The 13637-nt window shown below is 68.0% G+C and carries 14 protein-coding genes; 8 read left to right on the plus strand and 6 right to left on the minus strand.

Going from position 1 to position 13637, the window contains the following annotated elements; all coding sequences use genetic code 11:
• The first annotated feature begins 17 nt into the window (after nt 1-17).
• The 3 genes from LGM56_RS21515 (at nt 18) to rfaE2 (ending at nt 3223) form a co-directional block, all read left to right on the plus strand.
• Entirely contained in the window at nt 18-1244 is a 1227-nt protein-coding gene (locus LGM56_RS21515; RefSeq protein ID WP_175236814.1) for a patatin-like phospholipase family protein, read from the plus strand.
• 464 nt (nt 1245-1708) lie between these two features.
• The gene (locus tag LGM56_RS21520; RefSeq protein ID WP_011353352.1) at nt 1709-2587 is read left to right on the plus strand and encodes a diiron oxygenase; all 879 of its coding nucleotides are present in this window, start codon (nt 1709-1711) and stop codon (nt 2585-2587) included.
• Between the two features lie 150 nt (nt 2588-2737).
• Nucleotides 2738-3223, plus strand: a complete 486-nt coding sequence (gene rfaE2, locus LGM56_RS21525; RefSeq protein WP_089426432.1) for a D-glycero-beta-D-manno-heptose 1-phosphate adenylyltransferase — start codon at nt 2738-2740, stop codon at nt 3221-3223.
• Between the two features lie 16 nt (nt 3224-3239).
• On the opposite strand, the gene LGM56_RS21530 is transcribed toward rfaE2, so the two are convergent.
• From LGM56_RS21530 to LGM56_RS21540, 3 genes are all read right to left on the minus strand, one after another.
• Nucleotides 3240-3482, minus strand: coding sequence for a hypothetical protein (locus LGM56_RS21530; RefSeq protein WP_089426666.1), 243 nt, complete (start codon nt 3480-3482; stop codon nt 3240-3242).
• 206 nt (nt 3483-3688) lie between these two features.
• Entirely contained in the window at nt 3689-4489 is an 801-nt protein-coding gene (locus LGM56_RS21535) for a type III pantothenate kinase (protein ID WP_226206744.1), read from the minus strand.
• The gene (locus tag LGM56_RS21540; RefSeq protein ID WP_069248972.1) at nt 4486-5406 is read right to left on the minus strand and encodes a biotin--[acetyl-CoA-carboxylase] ligase; all 921 of its coding nucleotides are present in this window, start codon (nt 5404-5406) and stop codon (nt 4486-4488) included. Before LGM56_RS21540 ends, LGM56_RS21535 begins: the two co-directional genes overlap by 4 nt.
• Nucleotides 5407-5838: 432 nt before the next feature.
• Between LGM56_RS21540 and LGM56_RS21545 the strand changes: the two genes are divergently transcribed.
• From LGM56_RS21545 to LGM56_RS21555, 3 genes are read left to right on the plus strand one after another with little or no spacing between them, the layout of a single operon-like run.
• Nucleotides 5839-6393, plus strand: coding sequence for a hypothetical protein (locus tag LGM56_RS21545; RefSeq protein ID WP_226206745.1), 555 nt, complete (start codon nt 5839-5841; stop codon nt 6391-6393).
• Nucleotides 6380-7054: a M35 family metallo-endopeptidase gene (locus LGM56_RS21550; protein ID WP_226206746.1), complete on the plus strand. Its 675-nt coding sequence runs from the start codon at nt 6380-6382 to the stop codon at nt 7052-7054. The genes LGM56_RS21545 and LGM56_RS21550 overlap by 14 nt, the downstream gene beginning before the upstream one ends.
• 49 nt (nt 7055-7103) lie before the next feature.
• Nucleotides 7104-7475: an OmpA family protein gene (locus tag LGM56_RS21555; protein WP_179254839.1), complete on the plus strand. Its 372-nt coding sequence runs from the start codon at nt 7104-7106 to the stop codon at nt 7473-7475.
• A 72-nt stretch (nt 7476-7547) separates the two neighbouring features.
• Here the strand turns inward: LGM56_RS21555 and LGM56_RS21560 are convergent, their stop codons facing one another.
• From LGM56_RS21560 to LGM56_RS21570, 3 genes are all read right to left on the minus strand, one after another.
• Complete coding sequence (locus LGM56_RS21560; protein WP_089495718.1) at nt 7548-8096, minus strand: hypothetical protein; 549 nt, start codon at nt 8094-8096, stop codon at nt 7548-7550.
• 214 nt (nt 8097-8310) lie between these two features.
• Complete coding sequence (locus LGM56_RS21565; protein WP_226206747.1) at nt 8311-9156, minus strand: tetratricopeptide repeat protein; 846 nt, start codon at nt 9154-9156, stop codon at nt 8311-8313.
• An 8-nt stretch (nt 9157-9164) separates the two neighbouring features.
• Nucleotides 9165-11234, minus strand: a complete 2070-nt coding sequence (locus tag LGM56_RS21570) for a bifunctional 2',3'-cyclic-nucleotide 2'-phosphodiesterase/3'-nucleotidase (protein WP_226206748.1) — start codon at nt 11232-11234, stop codon at nt 9165-9167.
• A gap of 356 nt (nt 11235-11590) precedes the next feature.
• Here LGM56_RS21570 and LGM56_RS21575 point away from each other — a divergent pair, with 356 nt between their 5' ends.
• Together LGM56_RS21575 and LGM56_RS21580 are read left to right on the plus strand one after the other, a co-directional pair.
• On the plus strand, nt 11591-12715 hold the full coding sequence (locus LGM56_RS21575) for an MlaE family ABC transporter permease (protein WP_089495715.1): 1125 nt from the start codon (nt 11591-11593) through the stop codon (nt 12713-12715).
• Nucleotides 12712-13626 (plus strand): ABC transporter ATP-binding protein, encoded by a 915-nt coding sequence (locus LGM56_RS21580; RefSeq protein ID WP_089495714.1) that lies wholly within the window; start codon nt 12712-12714, stop codon nt 13624-13626. The genes LGM56_RS21575 and LGM56_RS21580 overlap by 4 nt, the downstream gene beginning before the upstream one ends.
• The last annotated feature ends 11 nt before the right edge of the window (nt 13627-13637 follow it).

Consider the following 13637-nt stretch of genomic DNA (forward strand, 5'->3'; position numbering starts at 1 on the left):
CAGGTAGCAGGTCGATCATGCGGCTCGCGCTCGTGCTGATGGGAGGCGGCGCACGTGCCGCCTATCAGGTCGGCGTGCTGAAGGCGCTGGCCGAGATCGCGCGCGAGGCCGATCCGCTGCGGCACACGCTGCCGTTCGCGGTCGTGTGCGGCTCGTCGGCCGGCGCGATCAACGCGACGTCGATCGCGAGCCACGCGGACGACTTTTCCCACGGCGTGCGGCGCCTGCTCGAATTCTGGGAGCCGCTACGCGCCGACTACGTGTATCGCACCGACTGGCTCGGCATCGCGGGCGCCGGTGCACGCTGGCTGGCGACGATGACCTTCGGCTGGGCGGCCCGCCGTTCGCCGCGCGGGTTGCTCGACAACGCGCCGCTCGCGCACCTGCTGCAGCGCGAGCTGAGTTTTCACCGGATCGAGCAGATGCTCGAGGCGCGCCTGCTGCATGCGCTCGCGGTGACGGCGCTCAGCTATTCGAGCGGGCGGCACCTCACGTTCTACCAGGCCGCCCAGCCGATCCAGGCGTGGCGGCGCGCGCAGCGCACCGCGCGGCTGGTCGACCTGTCGGCGTCGCACCTGCTCGCGTCGTCGGCGATTCCGTTCGTATTCCCGGCCGTGCCGCTCGTGCTCGACGGGCAGATCGAATACTTCGGCGACGGCTCGATCCGGCAGATCGCGCCGCTGTCGCCGGCGATCCACTTCGGCGCGGACCGGATCGTCGTCATCGGCGCGGCCGACCCGCGGCCCGAGATTCCGGCCGCGAACGGCCACGGGCTGGTGCGCGGCTACCCGACGCCCGCACAGATCGGCCAGCAGGTGCTCGCGAGCGTGTTCCTCGATTCGATCGGCTCGGACATCGAGCGCATCGAGCACATCAACCGGATGATCGAGCACCTGCCGCACCAGGTCGAGATGGACAGCGGCTGGCGGCACGTCGACGTGCTCGCGATCGCGCCGTCCGAGCGCATCGAGCTGATCGCCGCGAAGCACCTGAAGCAGATGCCGGCGACGATGCGCGGGCTGCTCGGCGCGATCGGCGGCAGCCAGCCGGCCGGCGCGTCGTTTGCGAGCTACCTGCTGTTCGAGGAGGCGTTCACGCGCGAACTGATCGAGCTCGGCTACCGCGACGGGCGTGCGCAGCGCGACACGCTGGCCGGCTGGATCGCGCGAGCGGACGGCGGCAGCGCGCCGGCCGCCGGCATGCCGCCGGAAGATGGCCTCGCGACCGGAGAAATACGGGTCTGATGCGTACAGGGCAATGTAAGGTTGCGTTTTCGCGACGTTCGGCCGCGACCGATCGCCGCACCGATGGGCGGCGCACGACCGGGCAGGCGTCTCGGAACCGTCATGCACGCGTGATATCATGGCCGCCGCCGTATACACCATATCGAGCAGCCCGCCGATCCGGCATCCGCACGGGACCTTTCGGGGAACCGCCTGGGGCAGGGGACGGGCGCGCAACGAGCCGGCCAGCGCCGGCCCCCCACTCAGGCAGGCGTGCAGCCGGTTCCGTTCGCGGAGCGTGGCTGCGGCATGCCGCAACGGCGGCGGCGCGGCCGCCCGGCTGCCGGACGAGGAATCACCGTCCGGCTGGCCGGTTTCCCGCGTAAAATTAGAGTCTTGGCTGCAAAAGGCGCGCTCGGGCGTGCTTGCGCGGCAACAGTCACGTTTAGAGAAGTCGCATTGCGCAGAACAGGGGTGGGACCATCATGAACACGATGCTTTATCCGGAACTTTACCGATCGCTCGAAGCCGTCCGCTGGGACATGGAGAAGGACATTCCGTGGGACAAGTTTGACGCGTCGCTGCTCACCGACGAGCAGGCGAAGACGATCAAGATGAACGCGATCACCGAATGGTCGGCGCTGCCCGCGACGGAAATGTTCCTGCGCGACAACCAGCACGACAGCGACTTTTCCGCGTTCATGAGCGTGTGGTTCTTCGAAGAGCAGAAGCATTCGCTCGTGCTGATGGAATACCTGCGCCGCTTCAAGCCGGAAATGGTGCCGACCGAAGAGGAACTGCACGCGGTGCGCTTCCAGTTCGACCCGGCGCCGCCGCTCGAGACGCTGATGCTGCACTTCTGCGGCGAGATCCGCCTGAACCACTGGTACCGTTGCGCGGCCGACTGGCACACCGAGCCGGTCATCAAGCAGATCTACGAAACGATCTCGCGCGATGAAGCGCGCCACGGCGGCGCGTACCTGCGCTACATGAAGAAAGCGCTGAACAACTGCGGCGACGTCGCGCGTGCGGCATTCGCGAAGATCGGCGTGCTGATGGCGTCGGCGCGTCGCACCGAAAAGCCGTTGCACCCGACCAACCTGCACGTGAACCAGGCGCTGTTCCCGCGCGACACCGTGCAGTCGCGCCTGCCCGATCCGGAATGGCTCGAGCGCTGGCTCGACGAGCAGATCCGGTTCGACGGCGAGTGGGAAAAGAAGGTCGTCGAGCGGATCCTGCACAACCTGTCGATCCTGTTCGAGCGCACGTTCGCGACCGCGCAGGAGCTGAACCGCTACCGCAAGGAAGTCACCGGCCGCCTGCAGGCCGAAAGCGGCCCGTCGTCGGCCGCCCAGCCGGCCTGAGGCCGGTTGGCGCCGCAGCCGGCGTGAATCGCGCCGGCCGCGTTGCGCGATGTCGTACCCGTTGCATGAAGCCCGCCCGGTCAGTCCGGCGGGCTTTTTATCTGGCGCCGCCGCCGCGCGCGCCGTTGCCCACTTCGTCCGACCTCCATCATGTCCGCCACCTTCGAACGCAAGCTGATCACTCGTGATGCCCTCGTCGCCCTGCGCGCGTCGCTGCCGTCGCCCGTCGTGTTCACGAACGGCGTGTTCGACATCCTGCATCGCGGCCACGTCACCTATCTCGCCGACGCGAAGGCGCTCGGCGCATGCCTGATCGTCGGCGTGAACAGCGACGCATCGGTACGCATGCTCGGCAAGGGCGACGACCGGCCGATCAATCGCCAGGAAGACCGCGCGGCGCTGCTCGCGGCGCTGGAAAGCGTCGACTGGGTCGTGACGTTCGAGGAAAAGACGCCGGTGTCGCTGATCGAGGCGGTCCGGCCGGACATCCTCGTGAAGGGCGGCGACTACGACATGGATGCGTTGCCGGAATCGGCGCTGGTGCGTGGCTGGGGTGGCCGGGCGCTGGCGATTCCGTTCGAGCACGATCGCTCGACCACCGCGTTGCTGAAGAAGGTGCGCGCGCAGCAGTCCTGAGCGCGGCCCGGCGCCGTCAGGGCGCGGACGCGGCGAGCGGTTCGGCCGTGACGGACGGCGGCGCGATCGGGCCGCCGATGACGGGCTGGTCGGTGGCCCGTGCGAGCGGCGTCACGCGCAGCGCATCGGGCCGCACCTGTCGCGCCAGCACGCCGGGTTCGCGCGGGCCGGCCGCCGGCAGCGGCCCGAACACGCCGCGCGCCACCACGAACGCGAGCATGTTGGCGAGAAAGAGAACAGCGATCAGCCAGCGCAGCATCGTCGACACTCCTCGTCGTCATTGACGTGGTTCACGTCATTCAATCGGGCCGGCCGCATCGCCGGCGATTTCATTCCTTCCCATTCCTGCCGTTGACCGTGCGCGCGGGCGGCCAGCACGGCGCCGCCGGTGCTTCACCGTCATCGTGACGCAGGCCCGCACGGGCTCGCGTTGCCGTGCGCCGGCGCGATGCCGGCGCTTTTCCGTCACGCCTGCGTCGGCGTGGCGGTTGCTGCTTCCGCGGCGATCAGCGCCAGCCCGGACAGGATCAGGGCATCGTGCCGCGTATGCGGGAGCGTCAGCGCACGCGCGACGTCGTCCGCCGCGCCGCCGGCCAGCACGAGCCGCACGGGTGCCTGCCAGGCATCCGCGAGATCGCGCCACGCGCGTTCGATCAGCCCGGCCTGCGCATACAGGCAGCCGGCCGACAGCGAGCGCGGCGTATCGACCTGGAACGGTTCGGCCGGTGCGCCGGCGAGCAGGCCGCTCGCGATATCGGTGGTCAGCGTGGGCAACTGCGCGGTGTGCGTGCCGAGCGCGCGCATCATCAGCGCCCAGCCCGGCGCGATCAGCCCGCCCGTGAAGCGGCCGTCCGCGCGCAGCGCCTCGAGCGTCGTCGCGGTGCCGAACGTCGCGATCAGCAGGTGCTCGCCCGGAAACGCCGCGTGCGCGCCGATCAGGCCGGCCCAGCGGTCGCTGCCGAGCTGGTCGGGCGTCGTATAGCCGTTCGTCACGCCGCATTGCGTCTGACGCGCGCGTATCGTCGTGCGCGGCAGGCCCGGCCAGCGTGCGTCGAGCAGCGCGTCGAGCCGGGCGGCCACGTCGGCGCCCGCGACGTTCGAGATCCACGCGCCGCGCGGACGCGGCAGGGCCGACCAGTCGGGATCGGCGCCGCCGTCGCGGGTGTGGCCGAACGCGCCCGTCTCGACGAGCGTGCGCTGCGCATCGGCGAGCGCCCACTTGATCCGGCTGTTGCCGGCGTCGATCAGCAGGTGCGGCTCGTTCATTGCGCTTCGCGCAGCGACACGTCGCCGGCGGCGATCGCCTGCACGCCGTCCGGCGTATCGAGCAGCAGCTGGCCGGTCGCGTCGATGCCCGTCGCGATGCCGCGCACGCGTTCGACGCCCTGTTCGAGCAGCACGACTTCGCGCCCCGCGTACGCGTGCAGCGCGTGCCAGCGCGGCAGGAACGGCGCGAGCCCTTCGGCGCCGAACTGCGCGAGCGCGGGCGTGAGTGCGTTCAGCGACGCGGCGAGCGTGTCGGTGAGGTTGGCCGATGCGCACGCGATCGACAGCGCGGCGGGCGGCAGCCCGCTCGCGAGCGTCGCTTCGCGCGCGCGCAGCGCATCGACCTGCGCGGCGACGGCCTCCGCGCCGCGCACGTTGATGCCAAAGCCGATCACGACGGCGGTGGCGTCGGCGCTGGTCCACGCGGTTTCGATCAGGATCCCGGCGAGCTTGCCGACGATGCGCGGCGTGCCGTCGTCGGTAGCGGTCAGCAGCAGGTCGTTCGGCCATTTGAGCGCGACGCGTGTATGGGCGTCGAGCGGCAGCGCGGCCAGCCCTTCGGCGAGCGCGACGCCGATCGCGATGCTGAGGCCGCCGAGTGCTTCGACGGGGCGCGGCACGATGCAGCCGACCGAGCACAGCAGCGCATTGCCGGGCTGCGCGAACCACGGGCGGCCCTGCCGGCCGCGGCCGGCCGTCTGCTCGAACGCGACGCGCACGAGCGGCGCGGGCAGCGCGTTCGCGTTGCGCGGCAGCGCCTTGAGCCGGGTGGCGACGTCGGCGTTGGTCGAGCCGGTGGCGGCGACGATGTCGAGCGGCCACGCACGCGGCGCGGCGTCCAGGTGCGCCTCGAGCCGGTTGCGCGCGATGTGCGCGTCGCCGGAATCGGGCGTGTCGGAGGAGGTGGGGGCGTTCATGGCGCCTATTGTAGCGACAGGGCGCGGTGGCGCGCGTCGGGCGGGGTAATAGTCATTTCCCCGGGACAGGGGCCAATTGGTATCCGACGCTTCGCGCGTATGTGCTCGTGCCGAATCGAAGGAAGTTACGTTCAGGTAGTCATGGGCATGCGAGCCGGAAGAAATGCCGCACCGACATTCCGGTCGATCAATTGACGAAACATCGCCGACCGATATCGATCGGTCAGAAGTTCGAATTCGTATGATGGATTTCCTGGTGCCGATCGTGCATTTTGGTGGGATGAGATTGCGCTGATAGCGACGAGAGGGAATCCGGATGAATGGTGGCGAGAAATGGTTAAGCGAGTCTTCGTTGACCGTTGGCGGAGGGGCGGGGCCCGGTACTTTCGCGGATGAGCGTTGCTCGGGCGCGATGAGCCGAGGTGACGCCGCATGATCCGCTATTTCCTTGCCAAGGGCGATCGGGGCGGCAGCGCGACGATCACCGAGGGATTGGGATGCGTCACGTGTTCCAATCCGCCGCCGCGTGTGCAGATCGCCACGCTCTACATGAAAACTTACTGCACGGCTTGCGAGCAGGTGGGGTTTGTCGCGCCGAAAGGCCCGCGCTTGCCCGGCAGGGCGCCGAATGGTCAGGGATGGGCGTTGAGCGGGGATATCAATGCATGCGGGTGCAGTCCGCCGCCTGTGTTCTATGCCGAGCGGGGCATGAGGATGCGGGTCGGTGACGGGGCGACTGAGCCGAAAGAACTGGGAGACGATCATTCTCACTCGCCGGTCTCTGGGGTGGAATGCGACGAGCAGTATGTATTGAAAAACGAGAAGACGGGGCAGCCCTTGGTATGTGTGCCTTATCGAATACATACCAGTTCCGGCCAGGTCTTCAGCGGTATGACTGATCGTGCCGGGCACACACAGCGCGTAGCGACTCGTCATTCGGAGAAACTGCGAATTGAAATAGTGGAGCACGGCCATGCCGCACGATGACTACGAATACGTGACCGTGCATGACTCGGCCATAACGAATACGACGCGTGGTTCGAAGGTTGAGCTTTTACTGGCAGTCGACGGGCCGCCCATCTGTAAAAACATGACCGATGCGGAATTTCGGAAGAAAGTCCTGACATTGCGCGACGATGCCGTAAAAATAATCACGCAGAGAGTCGACGAACTCGATGTCTGGAGAGAGCCTGCGCGGGCGAGAGTCAGAGAGTGGTTCGGGGTCGCCGACGAGCCCACTCGCGGTGCGCTGACGAACGGATTGGTGGCGTTGATCACAGTCATGAACGGATTGACGGCAAGGAATTTCGTTCGCTCCGATCCCGACCTTGATCGGGCTCTCGGCTGTACGCCAAATACCAAAAATCTAGACGGCGAAGTTGCGCACGTTTGCGGCCCCGATACCGCCACGCACACGATATCGATTTCCCCGAAGTTCTGTGAGCTTCCGGATACGAGTGCGGGTACGTTTTCCTCGATGCAACTGACCATTGTTCACGAGTGTGTGCATTTTCGGGATACATTCGGAGCGATTGACTACAAGAACACCTATGGACAATTTCTCAGCAGGCGGCTCGCCAAAGAGGTCCCGACAATGGCGATCAGGAATGCGGACAATATTGCGTGGTATATCTTGTGCATCGATTAGCCTTGTGGGGCTTTGTGCTTCAAGCGTCCTGTTTGCTTGCAGCTTTTCCTTGCAATACGCAAGTAAGCTCGACCTCGGCGTCGTGGCCATTTCGAATGCTGACCGGATTGCGCTCGCCAGCTTGTTGGTGACCGTTCGGAACAGTGCGGCCAACAATGGTCCCGTCGTGATCTACGGATATGCCGACGAGCGTGAGCGCGACGCAATTTCTATCGCCCGTACTCGGGCCAATGCTGTCCGAGCGTATCTGCTCGATCTCGGCGTAGCAAAAGATCGGATTCACATGGACTCTAAAATCTGGCGAAGCAACTCCGTTGTTCCGTCGAGTAAACGCAATCAGATAGAGATAGAGTTTATTCCAGCGTGTTCATCGGAAGGTTGCGAGAATCCGTGCGGTACGGTCCTGCCGGAGCAGAAGTAACGACGCACGGTATTCGCATGCGAGATATCCCCGGTGTGGCGTTGCGTTGCGTCGCGCCAGCGCCTCACCTCCTCAGCGCCGCATCTCCATCCGCTCCAGCGCCTTGATGTCCTCCTCGGACGTCATTTCGCAGGCCAGCAGCGTCTTGCCTTTCAGCGCCGGGCCCTGGCGGGCCGACACGAGGATCAGTGCGCCGCCCGGGCCGCGCACCGTCAGCCGGCGCGAATAGCCGACGGACGACGCGCCCAGCAGGTGGCCCTTCTCGAGGGCGAGCTGGTAGCGCTTCGCGAGCTGGTCGGCGACTTCGCCGTCGACGAGCACGCCGATCCCGGTACTGACGAACACGACCTGCTGCGTCGTGAAGCCGTCGCGGTGGATCGGCTCCGGCAGGCGATAGACCGCGGCGCCCAGCATCGATTCGTCCGGCTTCGGATCGGCCGCCTTGGCGATGTTGTAGATCGAGTCCATCAGGTCGGACGTGAACGGCGGCTTGCAAAGCGCGGCGTTGAAGATGTCGGGCTGGGCGGGCGGCGCGGCGCGTGCGGTGAGCGGTGCGCCGGCAATGACGAGGGCGACGGCGCCGACGGCAGCGGCACCAAGCCTGGAAAGGCGATGGGACATGGATGCAGTTCTCTCAGGTTTTATTGTGAGGCTGCATGTTAATGCATTGCCGCGTGTCGAACGGTCGACGTGGCGCAGCCGGAGGGCGGCAATGCAACCGGCGCGCGAGCCCGGACGCGCCGCGATCGATTCCGTTGCCGGGTGATCGATGCGCGGGGCGTCGGGGCATGCGCGTCATGCAGCCGGTGGGATGCCGGTGCGTGCGGACGAACCGTTACGGCGCGACGACCGGGTGCTTCAGCGCATGCGCGGTCTCGATCCACTGCGCGTGGAACGCGTCCGCGTCGGGCTTGAGCCCGAGTTCGCCGTTGCGATAGGCCATCGCGAGCGTCTGCACGGCTTCCGGCAGCTCGTGCTCGGCGGCGCGGCGATACAGCGCCAGCGCGCGCGCCTCGTCGCGCGGCACGCCGCTGCCTTCGCGGTACGCGTTCGCGAGCATGAAGTCCGCGGCCGGGATGTCCGCGTGCGACGCGACGTCGAACCAGTGCGCGGCCTGCACGGGATCGGCGGCGACACCGTAGCCGCTGCGATAGATCAGCCCGAGGTAATACGCGGCGGCCGGGTCGCCCTGCGCGGCCGCTTCGCCGAGCAGCGTGCGGGCGCGTGCGTAGTCCTTCGGCATATCGCTGCTGCCGAGCAGCAACGCCTTGCCGAGCGCGAGCTGCGCACGCCGGGCGGCCGGCGCGTCGGCCTTGCTGTCTGCCGCCGCGGCCGTTTCCAGCCAGCCGCGTCCCTCGTCGCGCAAGCCCGGTTCGCGCGCGTCGACGAGCGCGATCCCGAGCGCCGCCTGCGCGTCGCCCGAGCCGCGGCGCGCCAGCGTGCGCAACTGCGCGAGCGCATGCGGCTCGGTGGCCTGCGTGACCATCGCCTGCCACTCGTCGAGCTGCGCGGCGCTCGGCGCGGGGCCGGCGCCGCGCAGGCCGGCTGCCGCGACGACGGCCGCGACGGTCACGGCCGCCGCCGCGAGCAGCGCGGCCGGCGGGAGTTTCGCGCGCAGCAGGCGCCGCGCGGCGGCGGCGAGGCCGGTTTCGGCCGGCCGCATCGTCCGGATCGGTTGCATCGCGGGTCTCATTGCGTGAGGTCGATTTCGTAAGTGGCGAGGTTCTTGCCCGAGCCGTCGTCGGCCGCGACCTGCGTGATGCCGGTCAGGCCGGCCGCCGCCGCGTCGCCGAGGCGGTTCGGCGCGGACGCGAACTGCACGTGCGCGACCGAGCTCGCGAGCTTCGTGAAGCGCCAGCTGCGCTGTGCGCCGTCGGCCGCGCGTGTGATCGCGCCGCGCTTCTTGACGAACGCGATCAGCACGTCGCGGTTCGCGTCGGGCGACGCGAAGATCGTCTTGCTGCCGTCGAGGCCCGGGAAGTTGCCGCCGCCGCTCGCGCGGTAGTTGTTGGTCGCGACGATGAACTGCGCGTTCGGGTCGATCGCCGCACCCTTGTAGGTCAGGTTCTTGATCCGGCTGCCGACCGGCTGCGTGACGTCGATTTCATACGCGAGATCGGCCGACGTGAACATGTCGAAGTTGTAGCCGGGGAACGTGCTGACGAGCGGCTGCACGGTCGCCTTGGTCGGGTCGATCCGGTTGAAGCGCTTCGCGGCCGTTTCGAGCCAGTTCTTCACGTCGGCGCCGCTCACCTTCACCGCGTACACGGTGTTCGGGTACAGATAGAGGTCGGCCGCGTTGTTGATCGCGAGCGCGCCCGGCGCGACGTCGGTGTAGTCGGTGCCGCCGCCGAAGCCGCTCTTGAACGGCGCGCTGACCGACAGCACCGGCAGCGACGCGTATTGCGGCAGGTTCGCCTGCACGTAGGTCTTCACGTAGTCGGCCTGCGCCTCGTTGACGATCTGGATCGCGCCCGGATCGCCGACATCGGCGAAGTACGAGTTCATCCGGTAGTCGGTCGAGCCGATCGGCGTCTTCACGTAGTCGATCGTCGCCTGGTGCTCGGCGGCGATCGCGGCGGACACGGACGGATCGGCCGCGACGTAGCTCTTGTCGGCGTTCTGGATCGGCCGCGCCTCGACGGTCGTCTGCGACTTGTCGACGCTCCACGTCTTGCCGTCGAACTTCAGGCCGAGCTTGATCACGCCGAGGTGCTTGCCCCAGTAGTTGGCCATCACGGTCGGCACGCCGTTGACGGTGCCCTTGACCTTGTCGACGCCCGGCAGGTTGAACTGCGACACGGTGCTGTTCGCGTCCGGGAACACCTGGTGCGAGTGGCCGATCAGCATCGCGTCGATGCCGGTCACCTTCGACAGCCACCAGCTGCCGTTCTCCATCGTCGGCGAATACGCGGAATTGTCGAGGCCGCCGTGCGAGATCGCGACGACGAGATCGGCGCCCTTCGCGCGCATCTCCGGAATGTACTTCTCGGCGGCTTCCTTCAGGCCGGTCGTGTAGACCTTGCCGTCGAGCCAGCGCTTGTCCCAGTTCATGATCGCGGGCGGCGTGAAGCCGATGATGCCGATCTTCACGGGCGCGCTGACCGTCTTGCCGTCCGGCGTCGTCGCGGTCACGGTGCGGGTCAGGATCGTGTACGGCGTGAACAGCGGCGCGTTGGTCTTCGCGCTGATCACGTTCGCGAGCACCTGCGGGAAGTTCGGGCCCGCGCACTTCTTCTGCTGAGCCGGCGCCGGCAGGCCGTCGACCTCGAACGTGTTGCCGGTCACCTGCGACAGGTACGGCAGCCCGTAGTTGAATTCGTGGTTGCCGATCCCGCCGCCGTCGAATTTCGCGGCGTTCATCACCTTGTAGATCGCGAGCGTCTGGTCGCAGCCGACCGGTTTCACGAGCGCCTGGTAGTCCGACAGCGCGGTGCCCTGGATCGTGTCGCCGTTGTCGAGCAGCAGCGTGTTCGGATACTGCGCGCGCGCTTGCGCGATCAGCGTCGACACGCGCTCGAAGCCGAGCGAATTGTCGGCGGCGAGCTTGAAATAGTCATACGACAGCACGTTGGTGTGCAGGTCGGTCGTCTCGAGCAACGCGAGCGTGGCCGTCGTGCCGACGGGCGCCTGGGCCGCCGGCGGCGTCGCGGGCGGCGAGGTGACGTCGTCGCCGCCGCAGGCGGCGAGGATGAAGGCGAGGCTGGCGAGCGCGGCGATGGCCGGCACGCGACGGCGGGAAAGCAGGGGGAGACGCATCGGTTGTCCTGTTCGGTGTTCTGTTTTATGAAAGGCGAGAGTCGCAACGATTGGCGGCGCGGGGCGCCGACGGCCTGATGTGCGGCGCGTGAGAGTATCGAAAGGAATCGTGACGGAACAATGAAAGGTTGCGACGTCGGCAGCGGGCCGTGGCCGGCGACGGCTTCGGGCCGGTTCCGGCCGGCCCCCCGGCTCGGCGCCCCGGCGCCCCCGCTGCGCGCGCCGAGCTCGCCGCCCGCAGCTACGCTGCCCCCACGCTTGCCGCCCGGGCTGCGCGCCCCGACGGAAATCCTCACGTCGCGTCGTCGGGCGGTTCGCTACAATGGCCGCTGTCACCTTTTTGCAAACATCCGCCCTTGGACTTCGAGACTCCTCCCGGCCTGTCGGTCGACGCCGGCGGCCAGGGCCAGACGGTGCGCCTGACCGGCCAGTGGACCGCGCTCGCGCTGGCACGCAATCGCGGCGCGGTGGCGCGCCGTATCGCGAGCATCGCGTCCGGGCGCGTGAGCGAATGGGATCTGTCCGGCATCGAGCGGCTCGACCATGTCGGCGGCCAGGCGCTGTGGCGCGTGTGGGGCCGCAAGCTGCCGGCCGGCGTCGCGCTGAGCGCCACGCAGCGCACGATCTTCGAGCGCATCGAGCGGCTCGACAGCGCGCGCGAGGCGCCCGAGCGCGTGGTGCGCTTCGGCCCGATCACGCGCTTCGGCTTCATGCTGTTCGCGTTCGGCGAACACCTGAAGGGCGGTATCGCGATGTTCGGCCTCGTGATCCTCGATGCATTGTCGGTGCTGCGTCGCCCGAAGACGATGCCGTGGAAGGAGACCTCGGCGAACATCTACAGCGCCGGCGCGCAGGCGCTGCCGATCACCGCGCTCGTCGCGTTCCTGATCGGCATCGTGCTCAGCTACCTGTCCGCGCAGCAGCTGCAGATGTTCGGCGCGAACCGCTACATCGTGAACATCCTCGGGCTGTCGGTGATCCGCGAGCTCGGCCCGGTGCTGTCGGCGATTCTCGTCGCCGGCCGCTCGGGCTCGGCAATCACCGCGCAGATCGGCGTGATGCGCGTGACCGAGGAGCTCGACGCGATGCGCGTGATGGGCATCCCGCACGGGCTGCGGCTGATCCTGCCGCGCGTGCTCGCGCTCGGCGTCGCGATGCCGCTGCTCGTGATGTGGACCAACATCATCGCGCTGACGGGCGGCGCGCTCGCCGCGAAGCTCGTGCTCGGCATCGACGTCAACTATTTCGTGCGCTCGCTGCCGGGCGTCGTGCCGATCGCGAACCTGTACATCGGGGTCGGCAAGGGCGTCGTGTTCGGCATGCTGATCGCGCTGGTCGCCTGCCATTTCGGCTTCCGGATCAAGGCGAATTCGCAGAGCCTCGGCGAAGGCACGACCACGTCGGTCGTGACGTCGATCACGGTCGTGATCCTCGCCGACGCGGTGTTCGCGATCCTGTTCCAGAACGTGGGGCTCGGATGAACGCATCGAACGAAACGACCGCGCACGCCGCGGCCATCGGCGCCGGGTCGGTCGGCAACGGGCCGGCCGCGGCGGCCGACGGCGGCGACCTCGTGATCGAGGTGCGCAATCTGACCAAGCGCTACGGGCGCAACATCATCCACCAGAAGCTCGACTTCGACGTGCGGCGCGGTGAGATCGTGTCGATCGTCGGCGGCTCGGGCTCCGGCAAGACCACGCTCGTGCGGCAGATCCTCGGTCTCGAGCGGCCGACGTCGGGCACGATCAAGGTATTCGGCGAAGATACCGCGACGATCGACGACGCGAGCGCGCGGATGATGCGCACGCGCTCCGGGATGCTGTTCCAGCAGGGCGCGCTGTTCTCGTCGATGACGGTGTTCGACAACGTCGCGCAGCCGCTGCGCGAGCTCGGCCGCGTGCCGCCGGACCTGCTGCACGACATCGTGATGCTGAAGCTCGAGATGGTCGGGCTGCCGTGCAAGCACGCGTCGAAGATGCCGGCCGCGCTGTCGGGCGGGATGGTCAAGCGGGTGGGCATCGCGCGCGCGATCGCGCTCGAGCCTGAACTGCTGTTCCTCGACGAGCCGACGGCCGGCCTCGATCCGCAGGCGTCGGACGAATTCGTCGAGCTGATCGCGACGCTGCACCGCACGCTCGGGCTGACCGTCGTGATGGTGACGCACGATCTCGACACGATGGTCGCGCTGTCGACACGCGTCGCGGTGCTGGCCGACCGCAAGGTGCTGGTCGCCGCGCCGGTCGAGGAGGCCGCGAACGTCGACCATCCGTTCATCCACGAATATTTCCTGGGGCTGCGCGGGCGCCGCGCATTGCAGGCGCTGCCGCCCGAGCGGCGCGCGAAGCTGCCGAAGGCGGCCCTCGAACCGGCGCTGTCGAGCGTCGAGCTGTAGGCACGAAGGAA

Origin of the sequence: Burkholderia sp. AU38729 (genome assembly GCF_020419725.1) — a bacterium.
Taxonomy (GTDB): domain Bacteria; phylum Pseudomonadota; class Gammaproteobacteria; order Burkholderiales; family Burkholderiaceae; genus Burkholderia.

Bases quoted from the DNA above. Each gene is read 5' to 3' on its own strand.
- LGM56_RS21515 (WP_175236814.1), top strand. From the start codon at position 18: ATGCGGCTCGCGCTCGTGCTGATGGGAGGCGGCGCACGTGCCGCCTAT.
- LGM56_RS21520 (WP_011353352.1), top strand. From the start codon at position 1,709: ATGAACACGATGCTTTATCCGGAACTTTACCGATCGCTCGAAGCCGTC.
- rfaE2 (WP_089426432.1), top strand. From the start codon at position 2,738: ATGTCCGCCACCTTCGAACGCAAGCTGATCACTCGTGATGCCCTCGTC.
- LGM56_RS21530 (WP_089426666.1), bottom strand. From the start codon at position 3,482: ATGCTGCGCTGGCTGATCGCTGTTCTCTTTCTCGCCAACATGCTCGCG.
- LGM56_RS21535 (WP_226206744.1), bottom strand. From the start codon at position 4,489: ATGAACGAGCCGCACCTGCTGATCGACGCCGGCAACAGCCGGATCAAG.
- LGM56_RS21540 (WP_069248972.1), bottom strand. From the start codon at position 5,406: ATGAACGCCCCCACCTCCTCCGACACGCCCGATTCCGGCGACGCGCAC.
- LGM56_RS21545 (WP_226206745.1), top strand. From the start codon at position 5,839: ATGATCCGCTATTTCCTTGCCAAGGGCGATCGGGGCGGCAGCGCGACG.
- LGM56_RS21550 (WP_226206746.1), top strand. From the start codon at position 6,380: ATGCCGCACGATGACTACGAATACGTGACCGTGCATGACTCGGCCATA.
- LGM56_RS21560 (WP_089495718.1), bottom strand. From the start codon at position 8,096: ATGTCCCATCGCCTTTCCAGGCTTGGTGCCGCTGCCGTCGGCGCCGTC.
- LGM56_RS21565 (WP_226206747.1), bottom strand. From the start codon at position 9,156: ATGCAACCGATCCGGACGATGCGGCCGGCCGAAACCGGCCTCGCCGCC.
- LGM56_RS21570 (WP_226206748.1), bottom strand. From the start codon at position 11,234: ATGCGTCTCCCCCTGCTTTCCCGCCGTCGCGTGCCGGCCATCGCCGCG.
- LGM56_RS21580 (WP_089495714.1), top strand. From the start codon at position 12,712: ATGAACGCATCGAACGAAACGACCGCGCACGCCGCGGCCATCGGCGCC.